Below are 14,763 nucleotides of genomic sequence, written 5' to 3'. Positions count from 1 at the left end.
CAACCAAAACCCCTCAAGAACTACCCATCCTCACAAACGGGCGGCAAAGATAAGAGAGTTTTTTAAACCACCAAATCTAAGTTTAAAGAATTTCATTTTTTTAAAAATTTAGAACGCAATTGGTTGCGTTCTAATATTAAAAAGTTCTTACAATATCGCACTAATGCATTTTTACGCACAAAACATTACGCCTTGTTATAGCACCTTTAATGGGTCTAGCTTTTGTAATACTATTCTCGCAAGGGTGTAACAGTTTTCTTCATTACAAATATCCTGAACGTTTTGATGATGTTGCTTTTAGCGTGGAGCCATTATTCGACATTGAATTGTTTGCATCTGTGTATGCTTTCTATTTAGCAATAGGAATGCTGTTTCAGTACCTAATAGCACTAAAAGTTTGGAATATTTACCTACAAAAAAAGCGGTTGTTTGATCTTAAATAATTTCAGCTTGTAGCTATTGCTTGTATTTTGTTTGGCTTTTGCTTGGCGCTCATCTATTGGCAAGTGTATACTTGTATAAAGCAACTAGTGTTGTTAACTGTTGAAATTACAATAACAGCAGGTATCTATTGGGTAATTAATATTACTACCCTATATATCATCAGCAAAGTACAAAAGTTCAAAAACTGTTAAGCAATTTTTCTATTAACGAAGCTAATGCTGTAGGATTGAAAGGCTTTATAACAAATGCAGCAGCGCCTGCTTGTGTGCATCTAATTTTCTGCGCTTCACTATCATCACCACAAAGCACTATAAAGGGTATGGCTTTATAGGCAGGATTAGCCTTTAGTATTTCTAATAATTGAAAGCCGTCTAGTTCGGGTGTATGTAAGTCTGAAATGATAAGCTGTGGCAGCAATCCACTTTGCAAAATGGTTAGTGCTTCTTTACCGTTATCGGCAAGAGCAGTATGGTACTGCTGTTTTAAAAACATATTGAGTATGGTTTGCGAAAAGCTATCATCTTCTACAATAAGTATGGTTGCTTTTTCGGTATTCATTTCGCCCATAGTGGTGCTTTAGTATTTACAATATTAGGGCTAAGCAAAGTTGTTATTTTAAGTACGTAGAAGCTGGTGAAAAAGATGTGTTGACATTAGTTAACCCACTGTAACGAAATAGTAAATGTAGTGCCTTCATTTGGTACCGATTCTATATTCATAGTACCATGAAGGTCATCAACCAAGCGCTTTACAAGTGCTAGACCAAAACCAAAGCCTACTTCACCATCAGTACCATCAGAAGTGTTTTTATTACCAGACAAAATATGACTAATAGCATCAGCATCTAAACCCACACCTGTATCTGCTACTTTAATTGTTAACGTTTGTTGACGCTCGTTATTAAACAAGCCAAGCGTAACATTCACACTGCCATTTACAGGTGTAAACTTAATAGCATTAGTAATTAAATTGCCTGTTATCTGTAATAGTTTATTTTTAGGAAAAGGCATATCTACACTATCTGGCATAAGGCTTACCGTGTAGTTAATCGCTTTATTTTTTGCCTGCGGCAAATACAACCGTTCTAATTTTTGCTTAAAGGTTTCAAGGCTAAAATCATTAACCGTTGCTTCTCTTGCTTTTGTAACTACTTGCTTATCTTCTGAGTTAAGAATTTCTGTAGCTAAGTCAAGTAACGATGTGCCCGCCTTTTGTATCATGTTGATAAACTCAAGCACATCGCTTAGTTTATTGTTTTCACCTTGCATGCTTATAATCTGCGTAAGGCTGATGATACCCCCTAATGGACCTCTAATATCGTGGGCTACTTTTTTGCGAAGCTCTTCTTTTGCAACAGCCTGCGCTTTTAAGTCTTGTATTGTTTTTAGTGCTACCAAGCGGTTTACCACTTCTTTACCTACAATTTTTAAAAGCTCAATATTTTCAGGTGATAGTTCTTTAACCATTTTATCCATCACACAAAGTGCACCTAAATTATAACCCTGTTCTGTGGTTAATGGTACGCCAAAATAGTAGTCAAGATTAGGGTCGTTTACCACATAAGATTTGTCTTTAAAACGCTCATCTTTTGACAAGCCTTTAACTTCAAAATAGTCATCTGTGATGATGGTATATTGACATACAGATTCTGTTCTTTCCATTTGATCTATCGGCAAGCCATAACTGCTTACAGACCATTGTGTATAGGAGTCAATAAGATTAACAAGAGAAACTTCTGTTTTGGCAATTTTTGCTGCAAGGTGTACTAAATCTTTAAACACATGCGACACTTCTGTGTAGTCTACATCAAACTCACCTAGCGCCCAAAGTCGGTCTTGCTCGTTGGCTGGTATTGGAAATTTCAACTTAATGTTCATTTGTTAAAATGGATATGGCTTTTAGTAATTACTACGTAAACAATACTACAATTCAACACTTATTCGGTTGACTTGCATCAAATATAACAAAAAGGTTTTGGGGAGATTTGTTTTTTGTAAATACGCAGCAAATAAATGCTTTGGTAAAATTGGTGGTCCCGCCAAGAATCGAACTTGGATCTAGAGTTTAGGAAACTCCTATTCTATCCATTGAACTACGGGACCATTGGCTGCGAAAATAATCGTTTCTTTAGCATCTTAAAAAACATTCTTGCCATGACAATTAAACACACGCTTGCCTGTGGTATGCTGCTACTAGCTACTTCTAATATTTTTGGGCAAAATAAAACCTTCGCAAAAATTAATCATACCGCTGTATATGTGGTAAACCTTACTACTAGTAAACATTTTTACCAAGATATTATTGGCTTAGATACCATAGCAGAACCGTTTCATGATGGTAAACACGCTTGGTTTAAAACAGGGCAAGGCATAGCCATGCATGTAATTGAGGGTGCCGAAGCAAAAAAAGAGTACTATAAAAATCAGCACACTTGCTTTAGTGTTACGTCTGTAAAAGCATTTACCGAAATACTAAAAAAGAACCACATCACTTGGGAAAATGTAAACGGCACAAAAGAGGCTATCACTATTCGTGTAGATGGTGTACAACAAATATGGCTGCAAGACCCAGATGGTTATTGGGTAGAAATAAACGACGCTAAAGACTAAGAGCCTGTTTAAGATTATTTGATGGAATAATGCGTAGAAGGTTTTTGAGCGAAACAAGGCAAATTTTGTAGCCATAGTTTAACGCCTACGGCGAAAAATTTAACGAAGTTGCAGCCACAAAGCAGCACGCATTAGCCATTGAAATGATTTTAAACAGGCTCTGACTGGCAAAAACAATTTAATCATACCAAATCTTGGTTCAGATGTTATATTTGCCAACCTTTTAAAAGGCTTAACTATGAAGTTTTATAATTTATTAATCAAATACCGTTTCTGGCTTAGCATCATTGCTATTGTAGGCGGTATTCTGCTAGAGGTAACTGGTGTATCTGGTTTTTGGCCCGTGTTTCCGTTGTATTTTATTGGTGTTATTGGTTTGGTAAGCCATTTTGTTATTGGCCCAATGCGCTTAATTCAAGAGCCAATGGAAGCAGGTAATATTGAAGAAGTAGAGCGCATTATGAATAGTATTTGGTATCCTAATTTGCTTTACAAACCTGTACGTAGCACTTACTATACTATTAAAGGTAATATGGCCATGATGAAGCAAGATTTTGATGGCGCCGAAAAGTATTTAAAACAAAGTAACGATTTGGGTAGCCCAATGCCTGAAGCTGAAGGTGCCAATAAATTGCAACTTGGTATGATGGCGATGCAAAGAGGTGACCTTAAACAAGGCGAATCTTACATTCGTGCTGCGTTACGTCTGGGCATTTCAGATAAAGAAAGCTTGGCAGTTGCTTATTTAAGCATGACGCAGATTTTTATGAACAAACGTCAATTCAAAGCGGCTAAAGATTTTTTCCGTAAAGCAAAAGATTGTAAGCCAAAAACACAACAAGTAATTGACCAAATAAAAGAAATAGAAAAGTATATTTCTAGAATGCCAGGTTAGTAAGTCTGAACCTAGATTTAAAAGAATAATAAAATAGCCGCTTCGAAGTTTCGAAGCGGCTATTTTATTTGTTAACCAACAGTAGTACTACTATTTATCGTCTGTTGCGTCGCACACTTGTACGTTCTTATCGCTATGCAGCATTGTGAAACAACATTTGTATTCTATCAATAATCCTATAAATCTAGGTTCAGACAGCTGTACTTTTAATCCCACTCTTCAGCCTCTTTCTTTTGTTCCTCTTTATACACTTTTGATGATAAAATAACACTTAATTCATACAACAACCATAGTGGTACAAACACTATAAACTGACTCATCCAATCAGGGCTAGGTGTAATAAAGGCTGCAATAATCAATATAACCACAATGGCATATTTACGGCTTGTCTTTAACATCATTGGCGTTACAATACCAATTTTGGTAAGCGCATAAGCTAATACTGGCAATTCAAAAGCAATACCACAGCCAAGAATCAAGTTCGTAAGATTGTCAAAATAATCCGTTAATGTAGGCTTGGTTACAAGCATCCCTTTTGTACCCAACTGAAAGCCTGCTAAAAAGTTAAACGTAAAAGGCCCTAGCAAGAAGAAGCCAAAAGCTGCACCTAAAAAGAAAAAGAACGACACCCAAAAAATGACAAATCGTGTACCTTTTAACTCTTTTTCTTTTAAAGCTGGTTTTATAAATCGCCAAAATTCCCAAAAGATGTATGGAAAAGCCACAATAAAACCACCAATTAAAGCTATTGAAATACTACTTATAAACTGCCCACCAAATGTGGTGCTTTGCATACTTACCTGCACAGGTGGCATACACAAAGCTTGCCCCATGTGTAAGGTATGGCTCAAATCGCATAGCACACGATAAGTAATAAAATCTGGATTAATAGGCCCTGTGATGATATAATCAAACACCCAATCTCTATAAATAAAAATTACCGCAGCCAAAACCAATACCGCAATAACGCTACGTATAATGTGCAATCGTAACTCTTCAAGATGATCTATAAAGCTCATCTCTTTACCTTTTGTACCTAACCTATTAAAAAGTGCCATGCTTACTCAGACTATTTATTGGCTGTAAAGTTATATGAATGCAGGATTTAAAAATTTGGTTACAAAAATGTAGTAGCTAAAAGGCGGTGGCGGTGTTTCTACTTAAGGTTTATATTTACAAACACGCAGTTTTTTCTATTACTATCAATCTACTATTATGAATGCAATTGGCAATCTTATTTGGCTAATATTTGGTGGCTTCTTTTCGGCTATAGGTTATTTTGTTGGTGGCTTTGTGCTTTGCATAAGCATTATTGGCATTCCATTTGGCTTGCAGTGTTTTAAAATTGGCTTTATGGTATTACTACCTTTTGGCAGCAAAGTAGTAAGTGATAGTAGCAGCACAGGTTGCCTATCGGTTATCTTCAATATCATCTGGTTATTTTCTGGTGGTTTGTACACCGCTTTAATGCATCTACTATTTGGCTTTTTATTAAGCATCACCATCATTGGCTTGCCTTGGGGTCGTCAGCATTTTAAATTGGTAGAATTATCGTTAATGCCTTTTGGTAAGCGGATTGTAGCCGAATAAAAAAGCCACCTGCTATAGCAGATGGCTCTCTGACATTGTTGTCAGCAGATTATTTGATGGATAAGCTAGATTAACCAATGCTAACCTGAAGCTTCCATGACTGATCTGTAGATTGCATGAATACCTCCTTTTCTTTGGTGAGTTGGAAACATGAATGTACGCAACTTATTTTAGAATTACCATTCATCGTTCATTCTATTTAGTTGCTAATTGCACAGAACATTCAACATAGCAACTTGTTATCTTCGTACCATGCCTTTTCAATTGCAATCACCATATCACCCTTCTGGCGACCAACCTTCTGCCATCAAACAATTAGTAGAAGGCATTAACCGTGGCGAACAGTTTCAAACCTTACTCGGTGTAACTGGTAGTGGTAAAACATTTACCATGGCCAATGTGATTCAACAAACACAAAGGCCAACCTTGGTATTAACACACAACAAAACCCTTGTAGCACAATTATACGGCGAGTTTAAACAGTTTTTTCCTGATAATGCTGTTGGCTACTTTGTAAGCTATTACGATTACTATCAGCCAGAGGCTTACATGCCTGTAAGCGATACCTACATAGAAAAAGATTTAAGCATTAACGAAGAATTAGACAAACTACGCCTGCAAGCCACAAGCGAATTATTAAGTGGCAGAAGAGATATTGTAGTGGTAGCAAGTGTAAGTTGCATTTATGGTATGGGTAACCCTACCGAATTTGAAAATGGTATTGTACGTATTCATAAAGGGCAGGTCATTTCTCGCCAAGGCTTTTTGCATGCATTGGTAAATAGCTTGTATTCGAGAAGTCAGGGCGATTTTACTAGAGGTACTTTTAGGGTAAAAGGTGATACGGTAGATATTAACTTACCTTATTTAGATATTGCCTACAGAGTTACTTTTTTTGGTGATGAAATTGAAGAAATAGAAAGCCTTGAAAAAGAAACCAGCAAACGCATTGGCACACTAGACAACGCTGCCATTTTTCCCGCCAACTTGTATTTAGCACCTAAAGATATTATGCAAGAGGTGATAAACGAAATACAAGATGAAATGATGGCGCAGGTAAATTATTTTACAGGCATTGGAAAATTTATTGAGGCGCAACGTATTAAAGAACGTGTAGAGTTTGACCTAGAAATGATTCGTGAATTGGGCTATTGCAACGGTATTGAAAACTATTCTCGCTTTTTTGATAGACGTACACCTGGCACAAGACCATTCTGTTTATTGGATTATTTTCCTAAAGACTTTTTGTGCTTGATAGATGAAAGCCACCAAACTGTGCCACAAATTGCTGGTATGTATGGTGGTGATAGAAGTAGAAAAATGGTGTTGGTAGATTATGGTTTTAGGCTACCAAGCGCTATGGATAACCGACCATTAAATTTTCATGAATTTGAAAACCTGATAGGACAAACGGTATTTGTAAGTGCCACACCAGGTGACTATGAATTAGATATGACAGGTGGTGTAGTAGTAGAACAAGTGGTAAGGCCTACAGGCTTACTAGAACCACCAATTGAGATAAGACCATCTGTAAATCAGATAGATGATTTACTAGACGAAATAGATAAAACTGTAAAGAAAGGCGATCGTATTTTGGTAACTACCTTAACCAAACGTATGGCCGAAGAAATGGACAAATATCTTGGTCGCATCAACATAAAATCTAAGTATATACACAGCGATGTAGATACACTTGAGCGTATTGAAATACTGCGCCAACTTAGGCTTGGTGAGATTGATGTATTGGTTGGTGTAAACTTACTACGTGAAGGTTTAGACTTACCAGAAGTAAGTTTGGTAGCTATTTTAGATGCAGATAAAGAAGGCTTTTTACGTAACGAAAGAAGCTTAACGCAAACTGCTGGCCGTGCTGCAAGAAATGTAGATGGTAAGGTTATTTTTTATGCCGATAAAATGACTGAAAGTATGCAACGCACCATAGATGAAGTGAACCGTAGAAGAGAGAAACAAGTTGCCTATAATATTCAACATGGCATTACACCAATGACGGTGAAGAAAAGCATAGATCAGATAATGAAGCAAACTTCTGTGCTTGATATTAAAGGTTTTGACCCAAATAAACCTTACGCCATATTTGATGATGGCAGCTTAAACATTGCAGCAGAAGAACAGGTAGAATACAAAACCATACCTAAGCTAGAAAAAGCCATTGCACAAACCAAAAAACAAATGGAAAAAGCCGCTCGTGACCTTGACTTTATTGAAGCCGCAAGACTACGAGACGAAATGTTTAGAATGCAAAAAGAATTAGAAGGGATGAAAAGTTAGCTAGCCTGAGGCGCTTCTTCTACCGCAACAGTTTCTTCTGTTTTAGCTACTTCTTCTTTCTTAAAAAAAGTATTTTGGAAAATTAAAATGGTAATAACACCTACAGAAATAGAGGCGTCTGCTAGGTTAAACACAGGGTCGAAAAAGGTAAATACTTTACCACCCATAACAGGCACCCAGTTTGGTAGCGTAGTTTCTACCAAAGGAAAGTACAACATGTCTACCACTTTACCATGTAAAAAACTTGTATAGCCACCGCCTTTAGGAAAAATTTTAGCAACGTTATTGATAAATGGATCGCTGTTTTCAAATATCAATCCATAAAACATACTATCGATCAAATTACCCAAAGCACCTGCATAAATTAAACCTGCGCAAATAATAAACCCTTTGTGGTATTTTTTAGCTATAAAATCTTTCAATAAAAAAGTACCCCAAACAACCGCTACTAGTCTAAATAAAGTCAGAATGATTTTACCAATACCACCACCAAATTTCCAGCCCCAAGCCATGCCTTCATTTTCTACAAAATGTAACTGAAACCATGAGCCAAAAACATTGTGATGCTCACCAGCATAATAGTTTAGCTTGATGTAAAATTTTAAAGCTTGGTCAGCAAAAATGATAGCCAATATGATAAAAACTAGATGTTTCGATTTCATTTGATGCGAATTATTAAGGTCGGGCAAATATAGTAGAGTTTACAGTTTAGGATTTACAGTTCAGAAAGTTTAAGAGTTTATATAGTCTATAGACATTCTCTAACAGAAAAAGACATTATTCCTCTACATATACTCTCTTTACACGTTGGCTAATGGTGGTCATAACCTCATAAGTAATCGTATTGCACCAAGCCGCTACTTGTTGAATGGGTAAATGCATACCAAAAACCTCAACCTCATCACCTTCTTGCACGTTAGCAATATCGGTTACATCTATCATTACCATATCCATACATACATTGCCTATCACTGGCGCTAACTGTTGATGCAACCACACTTTGCCAATACCATTACCAAGTTGTCTATTAAATCCATCGGCATAACCAATACGAATGGTAGCAATTTTACTATCTCTAAGCACTTTCCCTTTTCTATTGTAACCTACGGTATCATTGGCTTTTACCATTCTTATTTGCGCAATAGTGGTTTTTAATGTAGCTACAGGTTGTAAATGTAATTCAGTACCATTGGCACTATCTACACCATACAAACCAATACCTAAACGCACCATATTGTACTGTAAATTTGGATGTCGAAAAATACCAGAAGAGTTAGCTAAATGCTTAATAAAAGTGTATGGCAACTGCTGCTCTAACACTGCACAAGCTGCATCAAACAAGCTAGCCTGATGTAGTGTAAAACCATCATGTTCAGCAGATTCACTTGCTACTAGATGGCTAAAAACTGTTTTTACGACAAATGTTTGTTGTGCCACTAATTGCTTCGCTAATATTTCAATTTGATCAACCTCAAAACCCAAGCGGTTCATACCAGTATTGAGTTTGATATGAATAGGAAATTGCTGAATGCCTTGCTGCAATAAGTATTTTTGAAAACTATTGTAAATATTGAACGAGTAAATTTCTGGTTCTAAATTATAGTCAACTAATGCATCAAAACCCGCTTCATCTACATTCATTACCATAATGGGTAGCGTAATGCCAGCCTTACGTAAATCAACACCTTCATCTGCATAAGCAACCGCCAAATAATCTACTTTATGAAACTGTAACAACCTTGCCACTTCTACGCTACCGCTACCATAACTAAAGGCTTTTACCATAGCCATCAATTTTGTTGTAGGCAAAAGCTTTTGCTGGTACTGCTTTACATTATGCACCATTGCAGAGAGATTTATCTCCATAATGGTTTGATGCACCTTCTGTTCCAGCCAATGATTGATGTGCTCAAAAGCAAATACACGAGCACCTTTTAGCAAAATATAATCGTTGCCAAATTGGTGGTGTGTGGCTTGTTGCAAAAAGTCGTCTGTGGTATTGTAAAAGCTAGTTTGTTGAATATTAGCAAATGCCACGTGATGTTTACTAATAGCTTTACCTATACCAATGAAGCGATGAATATTGCGCTGCTGCAATTCATTTGCAACCACTGTATATAACTTATCATCAGCCATACCAGCCTGTAAGATATCTGATAAAATAACAGTGGTATTTGTATTGCCTGATTGCTGTTTTAAGTAGTCAAGTGCAATGCTTAACGATGACAAATCATTACTATAACTATCGTTTAAAATGTAGGTATTGTTTACACCCTTTTTCAACTGCATGCGCATTTCTACAGGCTGCAATTGTAGTATTCTAGTTTGTATAGTAGCAGTACCTCTCAATAGCATAACACAAATACACGAAATAGCATTATCTACCGATGCTGTGTCAGTAAAAGGGATGATGATTGAGAATGATTTTCCTTGGTAAGAAAAAACAATTTCTGTTTGCTGTTGAAGCCTTATTTCCCTAGTAATTTGAACCGTAGCAGCTTCTTTTTTACTCCATGAAAATAATTGTGTAGAAGCGTCAACGAATGCTGCAATATTCATTTCCTTTGGCAATGCATCTTTACAATAAATAAGTTGCTTACAATGTGTAAACAGTTTTAATTTTTCTTGTAGTTTTTCTACGTCATTAGCAAAACCTTCGCTGTGCGCTTCACCTATATTGGTTAAAATACCAATGGTCGGTTGAATAATATTTGCCAAAGCTTCCATTTCGCCAACGGTAGAAATACCTGCTTCAAAAATGCCTAAAGTATGTTGGCTTTGCATTTGCCAAACGCTTAAAGGCACACCTACTTGCGAGTTGTAACTTCTAGGGCTACGTACAATATTTTCATCTGCTTGCAGTAATTGGTACAACCACTCTTTTACAATGGTTTTACCATTGCTACCTGTAATACCAATGACTGGATATTGAAACTGACTGCGATGATGTAAAGCCAATGTTTGTAAGGCTTTCAGCACATCATTTACCAATAAAAAATTAGCATTGGGATAAAGCGTTGCATCTATTTTTTGGTTGACAACAAAATTTCTTACACCACGCTCATACACTTCTTTTATGTAAGTATGTCCATCACGTCTTGGGCCAGCTAACGCAAAAAATAAAGAGGTTTTTGGAAAAACAATTTTGCGACTATCAATTAACAAATACTCGATTGTTGCATCTACTAACTCAGTATTAGACGCAGCAACTACTTGGGCAATATGTTGTACTGAGTAAGACAATGTGTTGTTTATTTTACAGATGCATCTACCACATCTTTTGGTATGCCTTTCTTGTTCATAAATATTGAATAGAAGATAGAACCAGAGATACAAATCAATATTACACCGAGTGAAATAAATACTTGCGTGTTCTTATCTATCCATTCGCTTATCCAATGTTCACCAAGCATTTTTACGCCAATAAACACCAAAACGATAGCAATACCTTGCTGCAAATAATCGAACTTACTCACTGCACCTCTTAGTAAAAAGAATAGACTTCTTAAGCCTAAAACTGCAAAAATATTTGAGGTATAAATAACCATTTTATCTCTTGAAATACCCATCACTGCTGGTATTGAGTCAAGCGCAAATACTAAATCGATAGCAGCCAACATTACTACAACCACAAATAAAGATGTGTACAAAGGCTTACCATTTTCACGTATTACATACTTACCATTGCCATCGCTTGCTGTAAGTGGCAAGAAGCGTTGCATGGCTTTATAAATTTTGCTTTCTTCAGGTTTAAATTCTTCGTCTTCATTAGCTGTAAACATTTTAAAACCAGTGTACAACAAGAAGGCACCAAAACCATACAGCAACCAACTAAACTTTTCTACCAAACCTACACCAACTGTAATAAACAAAACTCTAAACACAATAGCCATCAATACGCCTATCAATAATACCCTACCGTAGAACTTTTCTTTAACTTTAAAAGCGTTGAAAATGAGGATAAAAACGAAAATATTATCAATACTCAAACTCCATTCCATTAGGTAAGCACTCAAGTATTCAAGTGCTGGTTTCTGACCTTCTTCCCACCACATAAACACAAAAAAACCTAAAGCCAAAGCCACCCAAAACAAGGTTTGGTTTAGGGCTTGCTTAATGGTAATGGCTTGATTTTTTTTACTTAATAATCCCAAATCAAAAACTAAAGCTAGCACTAATACTAGACCGAATACCAAGTAGGTTATTTGTTGTGAATTCATGATGTAATATTGAATGATAGCGCATTGGCACTACCTAATTAAGCTGCATATTTACGCTTTCTTACCCATTGCAATACCAAGCCAATGATTATCACCAAAATTATTGGCCCTGCAATGTTTATCAGTTGCCATTTGGTATAATCGGCCTCTACTTTTTCTTTGTTTAATAAGCGCAGCGTAAAGTCTTTATTTCTACTTTCAAAAATGCCATTTTTACCTACTAAGAAATCCATGCAGTTGAGCAAAAAATCTTTATTAGCAAAGGTGTAGTTTGTGTATTTATTAAAGCCAATTGGTAAAGGACCTTTTTGTGTTAATTCGTTTAAAAACATATCACCATCGCTTACTACTATTAGTTTTCCTTCTTCGTCGCCTATCGGCAAAAAAGGATTATTCGCTTTTTGCAGTGAGTCTAGTTTTGCTGCAGATAATCTATTTGCAAACAAAGACTTGAATTTACCTTCTAGCAATACTGCCACTGGAATATTGGGTTCGGTAAATTCTTTTACATCATCAGCGTATTTTAAGCTTTCAAAACTTATCATAGCTGGCGTACCTATTTTTTTGCCATTCTGAGAAGTAGCAAGCAAAATAGTTTTGGCAATACCTTCAGCTTTTACTGTGTCAATTGAGTTAACATATTTACCAAAAACAGGGTCTAAATTTTTAGATACAGGATGTGTGTTATTGCCAGATACCAATGGATAATAAGGCCATTTTAATAGTTGATTTTGCGGCTTACCACCAGCAGAACCAACCACCAAACTTATATCTGTAGCTTGATAATCTTGCACCAAATCGGGATTAATACGTACACCATATTTAAACAATAAATCGTAAATATCCAAGCCCTTATCAAAGGCAATGGTTTGTGGCTTAATGTTTAAACTATCTAGTGACGCGGTTAATACATCGGTGGCTAATAAAATAGTGCCGCCATGTAGTAAGTATTGGTCAATTTTGAATTTATCAGCCTCAGTGAAAACGCTTGTAGGCTGCAATAACACTAAGCACTCAATATCTTTAGGAACAAAAGTGTTTGTTTTAAGATTAAATGAGTCTAATTTATATTCACTTGCTAGTGTAAAAATAGCTTCAGATGCCTCGTAGCCAAGTGATTCACCATTACCTAAAGCATAGGCAACATGAGGAATACTTTGTCTTGTTACTTTTTCAATAGCGCTAGAAAATTTATACTCAAGTAGCGATTCAATATTGTTGTAATAACCTTCATCACCGCTATTGCCAGCACCTTTTAAAAAGTTGATAGGATACGTACCATTTACCGATGTAACCAATGCGCCAGGAATTACAAAACGTTGGCTTTGCTCGGCACCTTTTTTCTCTTGCGCTACTTGTGTAAAAGGGGTTAATCCATAGCGTTTCAACGAGTCTAACAAATGTGCTTTTAAAGAATCATCGTCAATAGCAAATGGATCTATATAATGTATAGCAATATTACCATTGGCAAAGCTTCTGTATTGTTGCAAAGTCTCATCAACACTATTTGCAACCTTTTTTAAACCAGCAGTTAAATTGCCTGTTAAGTACACATCAATAGTCACTTGGTTATCTAATTTTGTAACCAATTTTTCAGTGCTTTTTGTAAGACTGAATCGTTTCTCAGCCGTTAAATCTATTCTATAAGAAACAAACAGCGATGCATAAACAATTGCTATAAAAGCTGTTGTTAACACTATCCAACTGTATTTACTTGTCACTAATTTCTTCATGTTAATTATTCTGAAAGTTGGTTCGATTGTTCTAAAAAAGAAACTTAACGCTTAACCAAATTGCGTTTGGTAATAAGCAGTAATAAGCCAATTAGTCCTAAGAAATAAATCATATCTCTCAGTTCAACCACACCTCTACTAATGCTACGGTAATGAAAATTAATACCCAACATTTCTATGTAATAATCTAAATCCGTTTTAAACAAAGGCAACTTACTAATAGCATCGAAGCCACTGTACAGTATAAAGCAAAAAAAGGCACCTGCAATAAAAGCTACCACCGTATTGTTAGTAAAACTGCTTGCGCAAATGCCCACAGCTGTGTACACTGCACCGAGTAATATTAAACCGATATAACTACCAATAGTTGCACCTATATCTATACCACCTACACTGCTTAATTGCTGTAAGTTTACTGCATAAATAATGGTAGGTACTAAGGCGGCCGCTACTATTAATAAAGCGCCAAAAAACTTACCAGCAACAATATCAAAAGGCTTTAATGGCAAGGTTTTTAAAATTTCAAACGTGCCAGATTTATATTCATCCGCTAAGCTACGCATGGTAACTGTAGGTACTAAAAACAGTAAGATAAATGGAGCCAAATTGAAGAAGCTTCCTAAAGAAGCATAGCCAAAGTCGAGTAAATTATAATCAGGAAAAACGAACAACAGCAAGCCATTGAGCAATAAAAACACAATAATTGCCAAATAGCCTGTGAGGCTACCAAAAAACTGTTGCCATTCTTTTTTGCAAATCATCCACATGGGTTCAAAAATAACCTAGTTGGGCATTGTGTGGCACAGTATTTTATAATTTAGGAAACATTTTGTGTTTTCTGTTTTACCAATTGCAGTAGTTAAATAGACAAGTTTTTATGTAAATCGTCTGGATTTCTACGATTATCCCATAAGCCAACAATAATGATTTGTGTATCGGTAACTTTAAAAAAGATAGAAAAATGACTTACTAGAGTAACTCTA

General features: G+C 36.0%; 12 protein-coding genes and 1 tRNA gene. 4 read left to right on the top strand and 9 right to left on the bottom strand.

The features are described from left to right. Positions 1-621 precede the first annotated feature (621 nt). From ACT9TX_RS16170 to ACT9TX_RS16160, 3 genes are all read right to left on the bottom strand, one after another. The gene (locus ACT9TX_RS16170; RefSeq protein ID WP_481339836.1) at positions 622-1,011 is read right to left on the bottom strand and encodes a response regulator; all 390 of its coding nucleotides are present in this window, start codon (positions 1,009-1,011) and stop codon (positions 622-624) included. A gap of 86 nt (positions 1,012-1,097) precedes the next feature. Beyond that, positions 1,098-2,321: a GAF domain-containing sensor histidine kinase gene (locus ACT9TX_RS16165; RefSeq protein ID WP_481339834.1), complete on the bottom strand. Its 1,224-nt coding sequence runs from the start codon at positions 2,319-2,321 to the stop codon at positions 1,098-1,100. A gap of 150 nt (positions 2,322-2,471) precedes the next feature. After that, positions 2,472-2,546: transfer RNA gene (locus tag ACT9TX_RS16160), tRNA-Arg, on the bottom strand. 51 nt (positions 2,547-2,597) lie between these two features. Between ACT9TX_RS16160 and ACT9TX_RS16155 the strand changes: the two genes are divergently transcribed. Together ACT9TX_RS16155 and ACT9TX_RS16150 are read left to right on the top strand one after the other, a co-directional pair. Continuing rightward, positions 2,598-3,053, top strand: a complete 456-nt coding sequence (locus ACT9TX_RS16155) for a VOC family protein (RefSeq protein ID WP_481339832.1) — start codon at positions 2,598-2,600, stop codon at positions 3,051-3,053. 238 nt (positions 3,054-3,291) lie between these two features. After that, a complete protein-coding gene (locus ACT9TX_RS16150) occupies positions 3,292-3,948 on the top strand; it encodes a tetratricopeptide repeat protein (RefSeq protein ID WP_481339831.1) in 657 nt (218 codons plus the stop codon). Between the two features lie 206 nt (positions 3,949-4,154). On the opposite strand, the gene tatC is transcribed toward ACT9TX_RS16150, so the two are convergent. Continuing rightward, complete coding sequence (gene tatC, locus ACT9TX_RS16145) at positions 4,155-5,006, bottom strand: twin-arginine translocase subunit TatC (protein WP_481339830.1); 852 nt, start codon at positions 5,004-5,006, stop codon at positions 4,155-4,157. Between the two features lie 157 nt (positions 5,007-5,163). Between tatC and ACT9TX_RS16140 the strand changes: the two genes are divergently transcribed. Continuing rightward, positions 5,164-5,538 (top strand): YccF domain-containing protein, encoded by a 375-nt coding sequence (locus ACT9TX_RS16140; RefSeq protein WP_481339828.1) that lies wholly within the window; start codon positions 5,164-5,166, stop codon positions 5,536-5,538. Positions 5,539-5,790: 252 nt separating this feature from the next. Continuing rightward, complete coding sequence (gene uvrB, locus ACT9TX_RS16135; protein ID WP_481339827.1) at positions 5,791-7,827, top strand: excinuclease ABC subunit UvrB; 2,037 nt, start codon at positions 5,791-5,793, stop codon at positions 7,825-7,827. On the opposite strand, the gene ACT9TX_RS16130 is transcribed toward uvrB, so the two are convergent. The 5 genes from ACT9TX_RS16130 to ACT9TX_RS16110 form a co-directional block, all read right to left on the bottom strand. Then, complete coding sequence (locus ACT9TX_RS16130; protein ID WP_481339825.1) at positions 7,824-8,489, bottom strand: lipoprotein signal peptidase; 666 nt, start codon at positions 8,487-8,489, stop codon at positions 7,824-7,826. The genes uvrB and ACT9TX_RS16130 overlap by 4 nt on opposite strands. A 115-nt stretch (positions 8,490-8,604) precedes the next feature. After that, a complete protein-coding gene (locus ACT9TX_RS16125; protein ID WP_481339824.1) occupies positions 8,605-11,070 on the bottom strand; it encodes a bifunctional UDP-N-acetylmuramoyl-tripeptide:D-alanyl-D-alanine ligase/alanine racemase in 2,466 nt (821 codons plus the stop codon). A gap of 8 nt (positions 11,071-11,078) precedes the next feature. After that, the gene (locus tag ACT9TX_RS16120; protein ID WP_481339822.1) at positions 11,079-12,047 is read right to left on the bottom strand and encodes a TerC/Alx family metal homeostasis membrane protein; all 969 of its coding nucleotides are present in this window, start codon (positions 12,045-12,047) and stop codon (positions 11,079-11,081) included. Between the two features lie 38 nt (positions 12,048-12,085). Further along, a complete protein-coding gene (gene gldG, locus ACT9TX_RS16115; RefSeq protein WP_481339821.1) occupies positions 12,086-13,780 on the bottom strand; it encodes a gliding motility-associated ABC transporter substrate-binding protein GldG in 1,695 nt (564 codons plus the stop codon). Positions 13,781-13,824: 44 nt separating this feature from the next. After that, positions 13,825-14,541, bottom strand: coding sequence for an ABC transporter permease (locus tag ACT9TX_RS16110; protein WP_481339819.1), 717 nt, complete (start codon positions 14,539-14,541; stop codon positions 13,825-13,827). Between the last annotated feature and the right edge of the window lie 222 nt (positions 14,542-14,763).

The sequence above is a fragment of the Parasediminibacterium sp. HNIBRBA5674 genome, from assembly GCF_056745525.1.
This window is presented reverse-complemented; position numbering and strand designations above follow the sequence as displayed.

Bases quoted from the DNA above. Each gene is read 5' to 3' on its own strand.
- ACT9TX_RS16140 (WP_481339828.1), top strand. From the start codon at position 5,164: ATGAATGCAATTGGCAATCTTATTTGGCTAATATTTGGTGGCTTCTTT.
- ACT9TX_RS16130 (WP_481339825.1), bottom strand. From the start codon at position 8,489: ATGAAATCGAAACATCTAGTTTTTATCATATTGGCTATCATTTTTGCT.
- ACT9TX_RS16110 (WP_481339819.1), bottom strand. From the start codon at position 14,541: ATGATTTGCAAAAAAGAATGGCAACAGTTTTTTGGTAGCCTCACAGGC.
- ACT9TX_RS16120 (WP_481339822.1), bottom strand. From the start codon at position 12,047: ATGAATTCACAACAAATAACCTACTTGGTATTCGGTCTAGTATTAGTG.
- gldG (WP_481339821.1), bottom strand. From the start codon at position 13,780: ATGAAGAAATTAGTGACAAGTAAATACAGTTGGATAGTGTTAACAACA.
- tatC (WP_481339830.1), bottom strand. From the start codon at position 5,006: ATGGCACTTTTTAATAGGTTAGGTACAAAAGGTAAAGAGATGAGCTTT.
- ACT9TX_RS16165 (WP_481339834.1), bottom strand. From the start codon at position 2,321: ATGAACATTAAGTTGAAATTTCCAATACCAGCCAACGAGCAAGACCGA.
- uvrB (WP_481339827.1), top strand. From the start codon at position 5,791: ATGCCTTTTCAATTGCAATCACCATATCACCCTTCTGGCGACCAACCT.
- ACT9TX_RS16155 (WP_481339832.1), top strand. From the start codon at position 2,598: ATGACAATTAAACACACGCTTGCCTGTGGTATGCTGCTACTAGCTACT.
- ACT9TX_RS16150 (WP_481339831.1), top strand. From the start codon at position 3,292: ATGAAGTTTTATAATTTATTAATCAAATACCGTTTCTGGCTTAGCATC.
- ACT9TX_RS16170 (WP_481339836.1), bottom strand. From the start codon at position 1,011: ATGGGCGAAATGAATACCGAAAAAGCAACCATACTTATTGTAGAAGAT.